Origin of the sequence: Slackia equolifaciens (genome assembly GCF_003725995.1) — a bacterium.
Taxonomy (GTDB): Bacteria; Actinomycetota; Coriobacteriia; order Coriobacteriales; family Eggerthellaceae; genus Slackia; species Slackia equolifaciens.
In genome coordinates this window covers 126,151-141,619 of record NZ_QIBX01000003.1, presented here as the reverse complement: position 1 = coordinate 141,619, position 15,469 = coordinate 126,151, and the positions used below count along the sequence as shown (strand labels likewise).

Annotated in this window: 13 protein-coding genes; 1 reads left to right on the top strand and 12 read right to left on the bottom strand. The window is 60.9% G+C overall.

The features are described from left to right. Positions 1 to 7: 7 nt before the first annotated feature. The 7 genes from DMP06_RS03375 to rpe form a co-directional block, all read right to left on the bottom strand. A complete protein-coding gene (locus tag DMP06_RS03375; protein ID WP_123208334.1) occupies positions 8 to 1,636 on the bottom strand; it encodes a DAK2 domain-containing protein in 1,629 nt (542 codons plus the stop codon). Positions 1,637 to 1,665: 29 nt separating this feature from the next. After that, positions 1,666 to 2,013, bottom strand: a complete 348-nt coding sequence (locus tag DMP06_RS03370) for an Asp23/Gls24 family envelope stress response protein (RefSeq protein ID WP_123208333.1) — start codon at positions 2,011 to 2,013, stop codon at positions 1,666 to 1,668. A 182-nt stretch (positions 2,014 to 2,195) separates the two neighbouring features. Then, positions 2,196 to 2,384: a 50S ribosomal protein L28 gene (gene rpmB, locus DMP06_RS03365; RefSeq protein WP_123208332.1), complete on the bottom strand. Its 189-nt coding sequence runs from the start codon at positions 2,382 to 2,384 to the stop codon at positions 2,196 to 2,198. A 165-nt stretch (positions 2,385 to 2,549) separates the two neighbouring features. Continuing rightward, positions 2,550 to 3,440 (bottom strand): Nif3-like dinuclear metal center hexameric protein, encoded by an 891-nt coding sequence (locus DMP06_RS03360; protein ID WP_123208331.1) that lies wholly within the window; start codon positions 3,438 to 3,440, stop codon positions 2,550 to 2,552. A 30-nt stretch (positions 3,441 to 3,470) separates the two neighbouring features. Continuing rightward, on the bottom strand, positions 3,471 to 4,283 hold the full coding sequence (locus tag DMP06_RS03355) for a histidinol-phosphatase (RefSeq protein WP_123208330.1): 813 nt from the start codon (positions 4,281 to 4,283) through the stop codon (positions 3,471 to 3,473). Beyond that, entirely contained in the window at positions 4,274 to 5,485 is a 1,212-nt protein-coding gene (locus DMP06_RS03350; protein WP_123208329.1) for a cysteine desulfurase family protein, read from the bottom strand. Before DMP06_RS03350 ends, DMP06_RS03355 begins: the two co-directional genes overlap by 10 nt. Next, the gene (rpe, locus tag DMP06_RS03345) at positions 5,485 to 6,210 is read right to left on the bottom strand and encodes a ribulose-phosphate 3-epimerase (protein ID WP_123208328.1); all 726 of its coding nucleotides are present in this window, start codon (positions 6,208 to 6,210) and stop codon (positions 5,485 to 5,487) included. Before rpe ends, DMP06_RS03350 begins: the two co-directional genes overlap by 1 nt. Before the next feature lie 465 nt (positions 6,211 to 6,675). Here rpe and DMP06_RS03340 point away from each other — a divergent pair, with 465 nt between their 5' ends. Next, complete coding sequence (locus tag DMP06_RS03340; RefSeq protein WP_123208327.1) at positions 6,676 to 7,149, top strand: methylated-DNA--[protein]-cysteine S-methyltransferase; 474 nt, start codon at positions 6,676 to 6,678, stop codon at positions 7,147 to 7,149. 518 nt (positions 7,150 to 7,667) lie between these two features. Here the strand turns inward: DMP06_RS03340 and DMP06_RS03335 are convergent. From DMP06_RS03335 to priA, 5 genes are all read right to left on the bottom strand, one after another. Further along, a complete protein-coding gene (locus DMP06_RS03335) occupies positions 7,668 to 8,864 on the bottom strand; it encodes a hypothetical protein (RefSeq protein ID WP_123208326.1) in 1,197 nt (398 codons plus the stop codon). A 654-nt stretch (positions 8,865 to 9,518) separates the two neighbouring features. Then, complete coding sequence (locus DMP06_RS03330; RefSeq protein WP_123208325.1) at positions 9,519 to 11,555, bottom strand: RsmB/NOP family class I SAM-dependent RNA methyltransferase; 2,037 nt, start codon at positions 11,553 to 11,555, stop codon at positions 9,519 to 9,521. Further along, the gene (gene fmt / locus DMP06_RS03325; protein WP_123208324.1) at positions 11,556 to 12,506 is read right to left on the bottom strand and encodes a methionyl-tRNA formyltransferase; all 951 of its coding nucleotides are present in this window, start codon (positions 12,504 to 12,506) and stop codon (positions 11,556 to 11,558) included. A gap of 57 nt (positions 12,507 to 12,563) precedes the next feature. Next, positions 12,564 to 13,106: a peptide deformylase gene (gene def, locus DMP06_RS03320; RefSeq protein ID WP_123208323.1), complete on the bottom strand. Its 543-nt coding sequence runs from the start codon at positions 13,104 to 13,106 to the stop codon at positions 12,564 to 12,566. 183 nt (positions 13,107 to 13,289) lie between these two features. Next, the gene (priA, locus tag DMP06_RS03315; RefSeq protein WP_123208322.1) at positions 13,290 to 15,464 is read right to left on the bottom strand and encodes a replication restart helicase PriA; all 2,175 of its coding nucleotides are present in this window, start codon (positions 15,462 to 15,464) and stop codon (positions 13,290 to 13,292) included. Positions 15,465 to 15,469: the final 5 nt, after the last annotated feature.

Below are 15,469 nucleotides of genomic sequence, written 5' to 3'. Positions count from 1 at the left end.
AGAAATCCTATTCGAGCGAGAAGATGACGGGATAGAGGGCCTGCTCGCCGCGATGTGCGTCGATTTCAAGATCCTCGTAGGCTTCTTCGATGCGGGCGGTCAGGGCCTCAAGCTCCTCATCGGAGAACTGCTCGCCGGCGAGCAGCGTGCAGGTGTCGGCGTCATCGGCCTCCATAACATCGAGCAGATTCATCACAACGTCGAGCACGTCGGAGCCCACGGCCTCGATGGAGCCGTCGGCAATGCCGATGACATCTCCGTCTTTGATCGGATTGCCATGCGCGTCCTTGGCATCCTTGATGGCATGGGTGACTTCGCCGGTTTTCACGTCGGCAAAAGCGTCGTTCATGGCCTCGACATTCTCCTCGAGTGAGGCGTCGGGGTTGAATCCGAACAGGGCGCTGAAGCTCTGCGGAACGCTCGTGGTGGGAACCACGGCGCAGGGCTTCTCGGACACGTCGACGCAGGCCTGGGCAGCCATGATGATGTTCTTGTTATTGGGCAGGATGATTACGCTGTCGGCGTTCACCTTGTTCACGGCCTCGAGGATGTCGGCCGTCGAAGGATTCATGGTTTGCCCGCCGGACACCACCACGTCCACGCCGAGGGATTCGAGGATCTTCGCATTGCCGGCACCGGGGGCCACCGCCACGACGCCTAGAGGCTTGTGCGCGGCCTTCTCCTCCGCCTCGAGCTTCTCGGTGCGCTCCTGGCTCTGCAGCTGCATGTTGTGGATGTGAACCTCGGAGATCTGGCAGTCGTGCGTAAGGAACCAGCCCAGAACCTGGTCGGGGCGGTTGGAGTGCACATGTACCTTGAAATTGGGATGCATGCCCACCATGAGGTCGCAGTCGCCCATCGTAGGCAGGAACTCCTTGGCCTCATCCACATCCACCGTGGAAGAATGCACGAGGAACTCCGTGCAGTAGCGGTATTGCGAGCCCTCCCAGTCGTTGATCTGCTCGATTTCGACCTTAGGAGCGGGGCGGGCAAACGCCATGGCATCGCCCGTGAAGCCGTCCTTGCCGGTAAGGGACGCGGCGAACGCATCGATCAGGATGGCCAGGCCGAAGCCGCCGGCGTCCACGACGCCGTTCTCTTTGAGCACAGGGAGGAACTCCGGGGTGCGCTGCACGGACGCATAGGCCTCCGCAACCACGGCGTCGAGCGCGTCCTCGAGGGAGAGCTTCTTCTTGCGGGCCTTCTTCGCGGCGGCGGCGGTATCTTTCACAACGGTGAGGATGGTGCCCTCTACCGGCTTGCGCACCGCCTGGAAGGCAACCTCGACCGCGCGCGCGAAGCAAGAATCCAGGGCCTCGGTAGAAAGGCCGGCATGCCCCTCGTAGCCCTCGCACAGGCCGCGCAGAATCTGGGACGTGATGACGCCCGAGTTGCCGCGCGCGCCCATAAGGGCGCCGGTGGTGATTGCCTTGCGGATTTCTGCGTCATCGGCGCCGATGGGCAGACGCGCCAGGTTGTCCACGACCATCTGCATGGTAAGGGACATATTGGTGCCGGTGTCGCCGTCGGGCACGGGGAACACATTGAGGCGGTTTACTTCGTCCTTGCGCTCAGAAAGGGCATTGGTTGCCGCGGCGATCGCATTCAGGACGTCGTTGGTCGTATAAGCTGTCATTTCGGTCGAATTCTCCTCGATGTTCGGCGCTACTTGCGCACCTTGATTCCCTGCACGTGCACCTCAACGCCGTCGATAGGCACCTCGGCGTACTCGGTGAGCACGTAGGTCACGTTATCGATGAGGTTCTGGGACACGGTATTGATGTTGGTGCCGTACTCCACTACGACATACAGGTCAACATGCACGCCGGTCTCGGTGGTGGTGACCACGATGCCGCGGCGCAGGCGGTTGGCGGGAAGGATCTTGGCAATGCCGTCCTGCAGGGTCGGAGCCGCCATGCCCACAATGCCGTAGCATCCGAGGGCGGCGTTGCCTGCCAGGTCGGCGAGCACATCGTTGGATACGTGGAGATTGCCAGGAATCTGCTCGGACATGGGTACCCTTTCTCTTATGGCATTCCCCCGCGCCTGGGCGCCGGGGACGACGAATGCCGCTGTAAGACATCGGTTAAGTATATCCCAAAACGGCGTTCGCGGTGCAACGGGCGCGGCCCATGAGGCCTCAGCACACAAAAAAGCCCGCCTAAGCGGGCTTTCACAATGCAGCGAAGTAGCTGTTACGCGCGGGTGACCTTGCCGGCCTTCATGCAGCGCGTGCACACGTTCTTCTTGACCGCACGGCCGTTATCCAGAACGGTGATCTTCTGGATATTGGGACGGAAGGTGCGGTTGGTGACGCGATGGGAATGGCTGATGCTGCGACCCGCGACAGGGTGCTTACCGCAAATTTCGCAAACCTTAGACATAATTTCTCACTCCGTTACTTCAGATGGTTATCTGGATATAAGCAAAAAGCCTGGCTACTATATCACGCGAAAACCCGGGTTGCAACGATTTTTTCGTTCGTTTTGGCCACATCCCCTCAGTTATCCACCGCATATTCACGAAGAGTTGCGCGGAGCGCCCCTATATTACGCGCGAACCGCTTCGGGGTGCCACCAGTTTCCCTGCTGCGAGATATGAAAGACGCGATCGCTCGAAACGCCCGCGCGGATGGCGGCGGCGCCCAGCACATTGGCGAACGGGAGCTCGGAAACGTCATGCCCGAGCTCCACTATGCACAGGCCCGCTTCCGAGGCGGCAAGGGCGTCGTGGTATTTGACCTCGCCGCACACCAGGGCGTCCACATTGCGCGCTAGGCACTCGTCAAGCGCTGCCGATGCGCTGCCGGTCCATGTGACGATTGTGGCGAGGCTGCGATCCGTGTCGCCCCAAATGCGCGGTGCGCGTCCGAAAACCGCGGTGCAGCGCGCGCCGAGGCGCTCGAGCGTGACGGCGCCCTCCCCTTCGGGGAGCGTGCATACCTGGCCAAAGCCCCGGTCGGGGTCGTGCGCCAGCGGCTCGAGCACGCCCGAAACGTTGAGGCGCAGCATGCCGGGCAGCATCTCGCGCGCCTGGGCGCTTACGTCAAGGGCGGTGTGGAAGTTGACGAGCGCGACGCCCCGTCTGATCGCCTCGAATACGGTTGCGCCCGCCATGCCGAACCCCTGCCCTATGGGACCGATTTTCTCCGGTGGATTCAGGAATGCGGGATGGTGCGTGAGAAGGACGTTCGACCCGCTCGACTGAGCGATTTCGACAGCCTTGGGCGTAGGGTCGAGTGCCACCGAAACGCCGGTGACGCCCTCGGACGGGTCGCCCACCAAGAGCCCCGTCCGGTCCCATGCCTCGGCATCGTGCGGCGGGAACATGAGCTCAAGTCTGCGCGTGAGCTCCCCTACCGACAGGCCGCGCGCGGGCTCCTTGCCAAGGAGCGTGCCTGAGCTGGGCACGCTCAACGACGATTCGATCTTTATTGCCATGATGTGCCTCCTTTACCTGTTGCTTGTGCCTCACTCGATTGGCATCATGCGCACTCCGCCGCCTACGAGCGGCACAGCCACCTCGGTATAGCCGGCCTCGCGCATGAACGCGTACGCCTCGCGAATGTCGCGCGCAATGTGCTCTGCGCGATGCGCGTCGGTGCCCACCGTGCAGCGCACGCCCGCGTCGTGGAAGCGCTTGAGCAGGTCAAGCGTCGGGTAATACTCTCCGCACGGCGTGAACTTGCCCGATGTGTTGACCTCTATCATGCGCCCGCCCGACGCTGCCGCCTGCGCCATGCGGTCATACATGTTCCGAAGCTTCGCGCGATCGGGGTAATAGCCGAATTTCTTGATAACGTCGGGATGCGCCATCACCGTGTAAGGCATGGGGCTCGTGGCGGCCTCGCACCACAGATCCACATAGTGCTCCCAAATGTCATCGGGGTCGATGTCCGACCAGCGTTCTTTACAGCGCGAGCTGTTGAACAGCCATCCGTCTATGAAGTGGACGGAGCCGAGCACGATGTCGTATTCGGCAAACGACTCGGGCGTGATGCCCCGGTCCTCCCAGTCGCCCAGCCAGTCCAGCTCGCAGCCCAGAAGAATCTGCATGCGGGGATATCGCTTGCGTATTGAGCGAACGGCGTCGGCGTATTCGGCGAGACGCGCGCTCGGCATGCTTGCGAAACTGTATTCCTTGAATGCTGGCGAGAGCGGGTAATGCTCCGTAGCCGCAAGCGCAGTGATGCCGGCCTCGGATGCGGCTTGGACCATCTCATCGAGCGTGCTATATGCATGGCCGCAGAACGTCGAATGCGTGTGCATGGTTATCAGCTCCATGCGTCTACCACCTCCTTGAACGCTTCGATGAAGGAATCGGCCTGCTGGATGCTTGCGTCTTCGCCAAGCGAAAGGCGCAGCGATCCTTGGGCGAGATTTCTCGGGATGCTGAGCGCGGTAAGCACGTGCGATGGATCGAGCGAGTTGGATGAACAGGCCGAGCCGCCTGAGACGCAAAAGCCTCGAAGGTCGAGCTGCATGATGAGCGTCTGCGATTCACAGCCTCGCACGCATACGTTCACTATAGTGGGCAAGAAATCGCTTGAACCGGACCCCACGGTGACGGAAGGGGTGATTTTGGCGTGCTTGCACAACTCCCCGTAGAGGTAATCGCGCACCGGCATCGTTGTTTGAGCGAACGCTTTGCGTCGCTGCACGGCGCGCTCGATTGCGACGGCGGCTCCCACGGTACCGGCAACATTCTGCGTTCCGCTGCGCAATCCCCGCTCCTGCCCGCCGCCGGCCAAAAAAGGCCTGAACGGAGTGCCCGACTTAAGATAGAGCACGCCAACGCCTTTAGGGCCGTATACCTTGTGGGCCGAAAAGGACGCCGAATCCACGTCCCATGACGCAAGATCGACTTCAATCTTGCCGAGCGCCTGCACGGCATCGGTATGAAAAAGCGCGCCATGTTCATGGGCGCGGGCGGCCAGTTCGCGAATGGGCTGAACGGTTCCCACTTCGTTGTTGGCGGCCATAACGCTTACGAGGAGCGTGTCGTCATGGAGGGCATCCGTGAGCGCGGCAGGATCTATGCGTCCGTTGCGATCGTTCTCAATGAAATCAATCGCAAAACCGAGGTCTTTCAGCAGGCGCGTCGCATTGAGTACCGCGTCGTGCTCGATGCGCGAGATGGCGATCCTGCCGCCAGATGCGAGGCCGTGCTTCAGCCTCGCCTTTTCACGCGCCGCTATGGCGATGCCTATTAGGGCGGCGTTGTCGCTTTCGGTGGCGCCGGATGTGAAGGCTATCTCGTCGGGCCTATGGGCGTGCAGCGCGCGCGCCACCCTCATACGAGCGTCCTCGAGCGCCGCAAACGCGGCGCGCCCCACCCGGTGCAAAGAGTTTGCGTTGCCGAACCGGCCCTCCAGGCCACATGCGAGGAAGGGCTCCATGGCGCAGGCCGCCTCCTCGCACAGCGGCGTGGTTGCGGCATTGTCAAGGTAGATGACCCGATGCGTAGGCGCGGTCAAAGCGGGCATTACGCTTCACGGCCTTCCCACGGGGCGACAAAACCCGATGCCTGGGCTTCGGCGGCGGTGCGTGCGATGCCTGCGATGGCTGCAGCGCGATCAGCTTGGCCAAAGCATGCGCTACCCGCAACGAACACGTCGCAGCCGGCAGCAGCAACGGCGCGCGTGGGATCGTTCACGCCCAGGCCGCCGTCCACCTCGATGAGGGGCGCCACGCCGGCAGCGCGCGCGATCTCCACCACGCGGGCCACTTTCTTCTCGGTGCCCTCGATGAATTTTTGGCCGGAAAAACCGGGATAAACGCTCATGACCAGCACCATGTCCAACTTGGCGATATAGGGCTCCACCACGCTTGCGCGCATGTCGGGCTTAAGGGCCAGGCACGCTTTAGCGCCGGCCTCGTGAATCATGTCGATGGCGCGGTCGAATTCTCCCGTAGGCTCGTCGAGCGCCTCGGCGTGAACCGATACCATATCGGGCCCGCACTCCAAGAACCAGGGAAGCTGCTGGATTGGATTGGAAATCATCAGGTGCACGTCGAGAGGCAGGTTGGTAACCTTTTCCAACTGCTTGACGAAGGGTACGCCCAGCGTGAGGTTGGGCACGAAATGGCCGTCCATAACGTCAACATGGACGAACGACGCGCCACCCGCTTCTATTTCCGCGACATCGCGTTCCATGTTCATGAAGTCCGCTGAGAGGATGGAAGGAGCGATTTTGGGCGAAGTGAACATTTCGCGTGACCTTTCTTTCGACGGTATACTGCCTCCATTCTAGCGCAACGAGCCGCACCCGCGTCCGTTGCCGGCGCCTTTTGAAATCTCCATAGGGAAATGCGCGATGACGCGACGGTATCGGCCTATAATCAGTGGCAACGCGATCGATGCGGATTCCGTCTTCTCGCCACAGGCGATTCGAAACGGTATCGACGCAGGGTTCGCCTTCCTCCCTTTGATGCGGTGGCAAGCGTGCCCATCCATCGGCAGGCGTGCCCAGCCCTTGGTGGGCGTGTCTGGCCAGAGGCGGGTGTCCGACCATCGTCGGTGTGCTCTCCCCTTGGCGGGCGTGTCTGACCGTCGGTAGGCGTGCTCTCCCCTTGGCGGGCGTGCCTGACCACCCGCAGGTGTGCCCAAACATCGGCGGCGTGCTTGCCAATCAATAGTTGCTGCTTTGGTTCTTTCTGAAAGGTCGGTGTTCTAATGAACTACTTTGTCTACACCATGCCGCTCGGAAGGCTCACCATTGTGGCGAGCGAGAACGGACTCACGCAGATTCTTTTCGGTCCCCAGATCATTGAGGGCGTGACCAAGCGCCCCAGTGCGCTCACCAATACTGCCGCCACTCAATTGCAGGAGTATTTCGCAGGCAAGCGACATGTGTTCGACCTTCCCCTCGACCCCAAGGGAACCGAGTTTCAGCTCAAGGTGTGGGAGGAGCTGAAGAAGATTCCTTACGGCGAGGTGCGCACGTATGCCCAGATCGCCGAGGCCGTAGGAAGCCCTAAAGGCTTTCGAGCCGTAGGGCTCGCCAACAACAAGAACCCTCTGCCCATCGTGGTGCCGTGCCACCGCGTCATAGGCGCCGGGGGAAAGCTCGTGGGATATGCGGCGGGCATTAAAATCAAACGCTATTTGCTCGAGCTTGAAGGCGTGAACGTGGACGCGCTGAAGTAACAGAGTCAATGAAACGCGATTTGCTGCAGTTTTAGAGGGGTGCTCTGAGTATACGGCCATTTTGTTCTCAGTCTCCCCAGGTCACGGCCTCGCACCGATTGGGCTACTTCGGGAGACGAGCGAAAACTGCAGCAAATCGGCATTTGTTTGCGGGGCGACTTTTACGCGGTTGCAAAACAATGTTTCTGCAGCAGCAAATCGCCTTTTGTTTTCTTTGGGCTCGCGCCGGATGGGGTTTAACCCCAACGATTAACGTGCTACCGTCGGAAGACCGTTCGACGGCGTTTGGGCGAACCTTTAATGGGGCTTTACATTGCGGAAACGAGTGCGAAGCCTTTATCGGGCCCGCTCTGGCTGAAAGCTGCATGTCATCAGACGGTTTCTTGCATGTTCTTTGCTGCTTCAATAGCGTATCGGCGCATTAACGAGATAAGCGAATGATTACGTGGTTGACTTTTCGACTACCATGAGGAATGCCTACGTCAAGCAGGGGTGCCTTGCGTCGAATCATATTTCATTTATATGCTGATTTTCTTTTGCTCTCGGGTGAAGAGCTCCCGATACAGCTCCTCTCTATGGTAGAGGAATGTGGGCGTTCTTTTTCGTAGTGCAAACCCGAGCCGCTTTGAGAATGTGTGCAGCAAAGTGTCAAATTGATCCGGGTTGGCTATCTGGCTGTAAATGACATCGAATGTGGTGTACCCCATGGATTCAAGCGCGGCTCTGCGTCCATTTTCAATCTCGAACCCGTCTGTGTCCGCGTGATACGCCTTCCCCTTTGCTTCAATTGCGACTTTTTTATCCTCCCAGAGGAAATCGCACGCGCAATGGGTCTGCCCCGATAAATTCTGAGCCTCAGGTGTGAAGACGACTCGACGGTTAAGCGATGGGCGTTCCCAGTGCTCTCCGCCGCATAGGGCTTCCGAGCAGAGCATAAGGAACAATCGCGCTTCGAAAGGTGATCCGCTTCCGTTAGCGACCTGTCGGAGCGCCTTGCGCGCAGTGGAGGCGCCGTTCGAGCCTTCTGCGGAGCCAGCGAGACGTTCTAGACTTTCGACGGTGCAAAGCGGCGGGCGCTTCCATAATTCGGTCATTTTACCGAATCGGTTGAAGCAAGGGCTCCAGGTCTCAATCGGGCTGTTGTGTTGGGCTTTGTGCAGGTGGCGCCCACGTTCGTCACAGTATTCCGAGACGATTGGCGCACGGACTAGCGCGTAATCCTGCGACTTATAGTAAGAAGCGACTTCGTTCAGAACCGCCTTTGATCTGAGCGTTCCACGAAAGGCCGCAAACAGGCCGCACGCTTCGAGCATGAGCAGGGAAAGCTGTTGCCAAGAGAGGTCTTTTGCAAGATGGACGAGGGTGAGTTCCGGAGAGGTGATATAAAGGCATTCGTTCAATTTGATGAGATGATGTGCCGGCATGTAGCACGGCATTCGGCGGTAGACGACGAGCCTGTTTGCGCGATAGCTCGGGCTCTGGTCGGTCGAGCATACGTTGATTGGAAGCGAAATGCCTTTCAGGTCATGGAGCAATCGGCCTTGCACGAGCCTAGAAGCCTCGCTTGCGTTTTCCCGAATGGAAAACAACGACTTCGGAATTCCCACACCGAAAGGCGGCTGTCTGGTCGCAATTTCGATGGGAAGCTCGGTTTCTCTGACAATAGGCGGGGTGCAGAAATACTCCCATGCTGACATTCCGCAGATGATAACCATTGGGCTCCTCGGTTCGATTCGCAATGCTGATTTTGTAGCACCTTGTGTCATCGAGGTTGCCACGTTTGAGACGGCAAATGTAGGGTTATGCCACACCGCAAATTACTTTTTTGCAGTGTGATCCAGGGCGGCGCGAAGGCGCGGGTTAAACAAACGGCGATTTGCTGCCGCACAAACGTCGTTTCGCAACCGCATAATAGCAGCCCTCGCAAACAAACGGCGATTTGCTGCAGTTTTCGAGGGGTGCCCCGAGTACACCGCCGTTGAGCTTCGCGTTTCCCCAGTTCACGGCCTCGCTCCGATTGGGCTACTTCGGGAGGCGCGCGAAAACTGCAGCAAATCGCCGTTTGTTTGCAGAGCGACGTTCGTGCTGCAGCAAATCGCCGTTTGTTTGCGAGGGCGACCTTTACGCGGTTGCAGAGCGACGTTCGTACTGCAGCAAATCGCCGTTCGTTGCGTCAATCGATGCGTCAAGCATAAGAACGGGGTCGCACATTGGAGCCTGATTGTCGATCGAGCTCGTTTCATGGACGAATCGTACGAAGGTCTTCCGGACATAAAAGAACCTCCCGTTTCTCATGTCCAAGAAACGGGAGGCAGTTCATTCTTAATCAAAAGAACCAGGGGCGTTCGAATCAAACCATTGAGGCTGCGTTAGCGGACGCGCTTCAAGCGCACGGCAAAATGGGCATCGGGCCCTTTCGCGGTCAATGCGGGCTCGATACGCGCTTCTTCCTGGAACGATTCGCCAAGCTTGGTCTTCAAGAAACGCTCAACCACCTGGTCGTTCTCCTCGTTGAACACGGTGCAGGTAGCATAGGTCAAGATGCCACCGGGTTTGACCATCTTGGCGGCCTCAATGAGCATGTCCAGCTCGACGCCTGCCATGGCGGTCACGTCCTTCTCGGTAAGGCGCCAGCGAATCTCGGGGTGACGGCGAAGCGTGCCCAGGCCCGAGCACGGCGCGTCGAGCAAAACCGCATCGAAGCTCGCCTCCGGCATCAACGACGAGAGCTTTCGGCCGTCGGCCTTCACGGGGCGAACCGATTCGATGCCGTAGCCCGCAACGCGTTTGGCGAGTATCTCGGCCTTGAAGCCGTGGTCGTCCACCGAAACCATGGGCATCGTGCGCCCGAACGCGCGCACGGCGTCGCTCTGCAGCACGATGGTCTTAGTGCCGCGCCCGCTGCCGATTTCTAGGAAGGCCTCGATATCGTGATCGGGGCACGCGAGCGCAGCCACAGCTTGGGCGGATGCGTCGGATACGAGCACCTTGCCCTGCTCAAACAGGGCGCGAACTTCCGGTTTGGCCAGTACGCGCGCGTTAACCACCAGATAGCATCCCGGCACGTCCTCTACGGGAGTAAGCAGGCTTCCTGCCTGGTCGAATACCTCGATGATTTCCTCCGGGTCTTCGACCTTGATGGCATTAACGGCGATATGGACCGGCGCGTCGGCGTTGCTGGCACGCATGAACGTGGTCGCGTTCTGCAGCCCCATCTCGTTCATCAGGCGCTTCGCAAGCCACAGCGGGAAGGCTTGGGAGCGCGCGAGTACCTGGAGGCTCAAGTTGGGCCTGCCGAACGGGAAGGCTTTAGCGCTTTTGGCCATTTTTCGCAGCACGGCGTTTGCAAGACCGCCCGCCTTGGGCGCCACCCAGCACACCAGCTCAACGCCCTGGTCTACGGCGGCGTAATCGGCTTTGCCAAGGAACAGCAGCTCGTAAGCGCTCACGCGCAGCGCGTCGCGCACGTCGTCCTGAATGTCGCTCGGCGAGTTGAGGTTGCGATCAATGAATTCGTCCAGCGTGCCCAAGGTGGCCGTCACGCCGCGCGCAATCTTGGTGGCGAAAGCGGAATCCTCGGGCGACATGCCCTCGAACTGGGCGAGCACGCCGGGGATGACCTCGGAAACGAACGCGTCGCGCTCGCGCACTTCGCGACCGATGGCGCAAGCCGCCTGGCGCGCCGGCGAAAGAACCGGATTGCGGTGCCCGCGATTGCCGTCGCGTCCTCGACGGTCGTCACGACCCCTGCGGTCATCAAAGCGCCTCTCGCCTCGCGGCGAGGCGTCATCGCGTGCGAAGTCACGCTTGGAGTCGCGGTCGAAGCGGGGCTTGTTGCCGCCCTCGAACGAATCGTCATCGCGACGCGGCTTGTCGAAGCGGCGAGGGCGATCGAAACGCTTATCGTCGCGCGGCTTGAATCCCTTCTTGTCGAAGCCTTCGCGCGCGAAGCCCTTTGCGTCACGCGACGCGTTTTTATCGAACGAACGCTGGCCTTCGAACGCGCGGCCTTCATCGTTTCTGCGGGGGCCGCGGTCGCTTTTGAAGCCGCGTGCATCTTTGCCATACGGCTTGCGGTCGGCATCATACGACTTTCGGTCGGAACGATACCCGCGAGAGCCGCCCTGTTTGTCGGAAGGCGTCCAGTTGCGCTTGCCTCCCTGGCCCGATGCCTTGCGATCGTCGCGGAAGCCGCCGCGGTTGCCGTCATGCTTGTCGTCACCGAATTTGCTGCCCTGGTCGCCGCGCGGCTTACCGTGGAAATCGCCGTTCTTGCGGCCGTAGCCGCCCGCTCCCCTCCCCTTGGAGAACCCGGGCTTGCCCCCGCGGTTCGACGCGCCGCGGTTGAAGCCGCCGGAACGGGGTCGGCCTTCGCCTCTATGCCCGGTGTTCTTTGAATCAGTCATCTACATTCGCTCCCAAATCACTTTGCCTGTTTTTATGCCTTGCACGCCGCTTGCGAACGCCGCGGCCGACATCTCCTTCTTGCCGTCCGGTTTTACTTCGGTAATCTCGATGGGGCCGTCGGCGCACCCCAGAAAGAGCCTTTTAGCGCAGAACGAAACCTCGCCCCGCGCAGGCGTGGCGCCCATCGCGGCGGCCTCTTCGCCCTCAACCGCTTTGGCCGCAAGCAGCGTGACGCCTTTGCCCGCGATCGTGCACTTGGATGGGTGCGCATCGCTTGAGGCCTGCACCCGCCTCAGGTTTGTCGCCATGGGCTCGGCCGGGTCGCAGTTAAGTTCGCCTTTCTCGATTTTGGGGGCGTAGGAAACCTGCGACTCGTCCTGGCGAGTCCAGTGCACATTGCCGAGCTCTATGGCATATATCGCAGAAAGGAGCGCGTAGGCGCCCTTCTCCGCAAGCTCGGCCGTAAGGCGCTTGCAGCTCATGTCGCCGATATCGCACGAACGGCTGATGCAGTAGTCGCCCGTGTCCATGCCGGCTTCCATGCGCATGATGCACACGCCGGTTTGCTCGTCGCCCGCAAGGATGGCCCGTTCGATGGGCGCCGCTCCGCGGTACTTGGGCAGAAGCGACGCATGCACGTTAAGGCAACCGTGCTCAGGAATGTCGAGCACCTCCTGCGGCAGAATCTTGCCATACGCCGCCACGCAGATCATGTCGGGGGCAAGCTCGCTAAGGCGATCCTGCTCTTCGGGAGTGCGCAGCGTTTTAGGCTGGTAGACGGGAATGCCCGCCCGCACGGCGAGTTCTTTCACCGGCGAAGGAACGAGTTTCTTCCCGCGGCCCCGCACGGCATCGGGCTGAGTGTATACGGCAATCACTTCATGCTGCTCTTTGAGCTCGTCCAGAATGCTCGCCGCGAAATCGGGCGTTCCCATGAATACGACGCGCATGACGCCTCCAATCTTCGGACGAAGCCCCGCGCACGGCGTGCGCGGGGCGCTTACGCGCTAGTCGACGCTGGTGTCTCCCGGCTTGGCACCCGCTTTCTTGGCCTCCTCGAAATCATGGATGGCCTTGATGCGGTCCGAGAGCTCGCACACGTCGAGCATGGTCTTGCCATCGAGGTGGTTGATTTCGTGCTGCAGGCAGCGGCCCAGCAGCCCATCGCCCTCGATCTGCCACTCCTCGCCATCGAGGTCGAAATAGCGCGCCACCGCGTACTCATGACGCGTGATGGGAACCGAGATGCCGGGGAACGAGAGGCAGCCCTCCTCCTCGGTGACCAGGCGGCCGCGGGTTTCCACGATGACGGGGTTAACCATCACGATGGGGTTCTGCTCGCCATCGTCCTGATCGCAGTCGATGACCACGAGGCGCTTGCTCACGCCCACCTGCGGCGCAGCCAAGCCGCAGCCGTTGTTCCTATACATGGTCTTGGCCATCTGCTTTGCGAGCTTCTTCAGGCTCTTATCGGACAGGTCGCACTCTTCGCACGGCGTTTCAAGTACCGAGTCAGGCGCAACGACCACTTTCAGCGTATCGAATGCCATATCTCCTCTTTTCAAAATTCGTGAACCTGGGGCGCGATCGCATGCCTTCGCCATGAAGTGCTTCAAGGGCGTAAAGCGGATTCGCGCGCAACCAAGCGTACATTTGCCGATTCGGGAGTATAGCAGAGCCGACAGGCGTTTTCGCAGGCGGCATGCAGGACTACGAAAGCTGCACGAGCCGCGTCACAGAAGGCTGAACGGGTCGACGTCGCAGGCGACATTCACGCGCTTGTGCGTGCGACGTTTGCGAATGACCGGCTCCACCAGGCGGGCTATGTCGGCATCGCGCGGGGCCTTGATGAGGATGTGCCAGCGGTATTGGCTGCGTAGGCGTTCGATAGCACACGGTGCAGCCCCGAGCGACATCCAGTCGGTGCCCACGATGTCGCGAATCGCTTCGTTCACGCGCGCATCAAGCTCCAAGGCGACGTCGCGAACCTCATCGGCGTTCTCGCCCCATACGAGGATGTTGGCAAGGCGCATGTATGGCGGGTAGCCTAGCATGCGCCGTTTCGGCAGCTCATCGGAGAGGAACCGCTTGCGGTTGTACGTCGCGGCAGCCTGTATGGCAACGGAATCGGCCATGTATGTCTGTACGAGCACCTGGCCGTCAAGCTCCCCGCGGCCTGCGCGGCCGGCGACTTGCTCAACCAGGTCGAAGGTGCGCTCGGCCGAGCGGAAATCGGGCAAACGCAGCTGGGTGTCGGCATTGATGACGCCCACCAATACCACCTCGTCGAAATCGAGGCCCTTCGCGATCATCTGCGTGCCCAGAAGCACGGCGGCGCCCGGCTTGGCGAACTCGCGCAGCAAGCGCTCATGCGCGTCGCGCGAGGATGTGGTGTCGGAATCCATGCGTATCACGCGCACCTGCTCGCGTCCCTCTAAAAGCTTGAGCAGCTCGGCTTCGACGCGCTGCGTACCGGCACCGAACTTCTTCAGGTACGGGCTACCGCATGCGGGGCAAACAGGCGGAGCGGGCACGCGATGGCCGCAATGGTGGCATACGAGCATGTTGCCGCGCTCGTGGTATGTGAGCGAAACCGAGCAGGTGGGGCATTCGGGCACGTATCCGCACTCGCGACACAGAAGAAAATTCGCGAAGCCGCGCTGGTTGAGCATGAGGACGGCCTTGTGGCCGGCATCGAGAGCGGCAAAGAGCTCTTCCTGCAGGGTGCGGGAAAACATCGAACGCGACCCGCTTCCGAACTCTCGCGCCATATCGATGATGCGTACGGGCGGCATCGGCTTGCCGTTGGCGCGCCCAGGTAGGCTCACGCGATGCCACGAAGGGTCGTAGGTTGTGCGGCAGAGCGTCTCGATCGACGGCGTGGCGCTGCCCAATACGAGCGTGGCGCCAAGCTCGCAAACCATCCACGCGGCCACATCGCGCGCGTGATAGCGCGGCGCGCTCTCCTGCTTATAGGTGCTCTCGTGCTCTTCATCGATAACCACCAAACCCAGGCGTTCCATCGGGCAGAACAGCGCGCTTCGGGCGCCTACGACCACGCGCTTGCGTCCGCTCGCGACATCCTGCCACTGGTCGTATCGCTCGCCGCCGGTCATGCGCGAATGCATGACGGCCACCGTGTCGCCAAAGCGACTCTCGAATCGCGAGACGGTTTGGGGCGTAAGCGCGATTTCGGGTACGAGCACGATGGCCCCCATGCCGCGCTCCAGCGCGGCTCGAATGGCGCGAAGGTACACCTCGGTTTTGCCCGATCCCGTCACTCCGTCAACCACCACGCACCCCCCCGCCGCGTGGGCCATGGCGCCCTCGATCGCCTGGATAGCCTGCATCTGCCCTTCCGTGAGGTCGAACGCCTCGCGCTGCTGCGCTGTTCGAGCTATGTCCGCGTCATCAAGGATGGGGGCTGCTTCGGCGTCCTTTTTCTTGCGGCGCTTGGCGGGCTTTTGCAGCTCCCACTCATCGCCGCGCTTTACCACCTTAGGCGCGCGCCCCACTGGAGTGAGCAGATGCACGCACGAGCTTAACGGGGCGATGTACTCATGGGCGATGAACTGGATGAGCCGCGCGCCGAACTCGTCGAAATACGGTGCGGAAAGAACCGAGAGCAGCGGCTTGAGCTCAACGCGGCGATCTGTGCGCGTGGCGGGAAGCGCCTCGCTTTCGTCGTGGAACGCGACCGATCGTACCGCGGGAGAAACGGGAGCATCGTGGGATTCTTCCTGCGCCTCCGCGATGGCGATGATGTAGCCCACGGCACGACGCCTGCCGAATTCCACGAGCACGGCGCAGCCCACCTGGGCGCCGTCCATGTCGTCGGGCACCGCGTAGGTGTAAGGCGTGTCGAGCGATTGCGTTTGAATATCAAGTATGACAGAAGCGATTTTCATGGAGC

Coding starts and splice junctions, on each gene's coding strand:
- DMP06_RS03375 (WP_123208334.1), bottom strand. CDS start 1,636: ATGACAGCTTATACGACCAACGACGTCCTGAATGCGATCGCCGCGGCA.
- DMP06_RS03370 (WP_123208333.1), bottom strand. CDS start 2,013: ATGTCCGAGCAGATTCCTGGCAATCTCCACGTATCCAACGATGTGCTC.
- rpmB (WP_123208332.1), bottom strand. CDS start 2,384: ATGTCTAAGGTTTGCGAAATTTGCGGTAAGCACCCTGTCGCGGGTCGC.
- DMP06_RS03360 (WP_123208331.1), bottom strand. CDS start 3,440: ATGGCAATAAAGATCGAATCGTCGTTGAGCGTGCCCAGCTCAGGCACG.
- DMP06_RS03355 (WP_123208330.1), bottom strand. CDS start 4,283: ATGGAGCTGATAACCATGCACACGCATTCGACGTTCTGCGGCCATGCA.
- DMP06_RS03350 (WP_123208329.1), bottom strand. CDS start 5,485: ATGCCCGCTTTGACCGCGCCTACGCATCGGGTCATCTACCTTGACAAT.
- rpe (WP_123208328.1), bottom strand. CDS start 6,210: ATGTTCACTTCGCCCAAAATCGCTCCTTCCATCCTCTCAGCGGACTTC.
- DMP06_RS03340 (WP_123208327.1), top strand. CDS start 6,676: ATGAACTACTTTGTCTACACCATGCCGCTCGGAAGGCTCACCATTGTG.
- DMP06_RS03335 (WP_123208326.1), bottom strand. CDS start 8,864: ATGGTTATCATCTGCGGAATGTCAGCATGGGAGTATTTCTGCACCCCG.
- DMP06_RS03330 (WP_123208325.1), bottom strand. CDS start 11,555: ATGACTGATTCAAAGAACACCGGGCATAGAGGCGAAGGCCGACCCCGT.
- fmt (WP_123208324.1), bottom strand. CDS start 12,506: ATGCGCGTCGTATTCATGGGAACGCCCGATTTCGCGGCGAGCATTCTG.
- def (WP_123208323.1), bottom strand. CDS start 13,106: ATGGCATTCGATACGCTGAAAGTGGTCGTTGCGCCTGACTCGGTACTT.
- priA (WP_123208322.1), bottom strand. CDS start 15,464: ATGAAAATCGCTTCTGTCATACTTGATATTCAAACGCAATCGCTCGAC.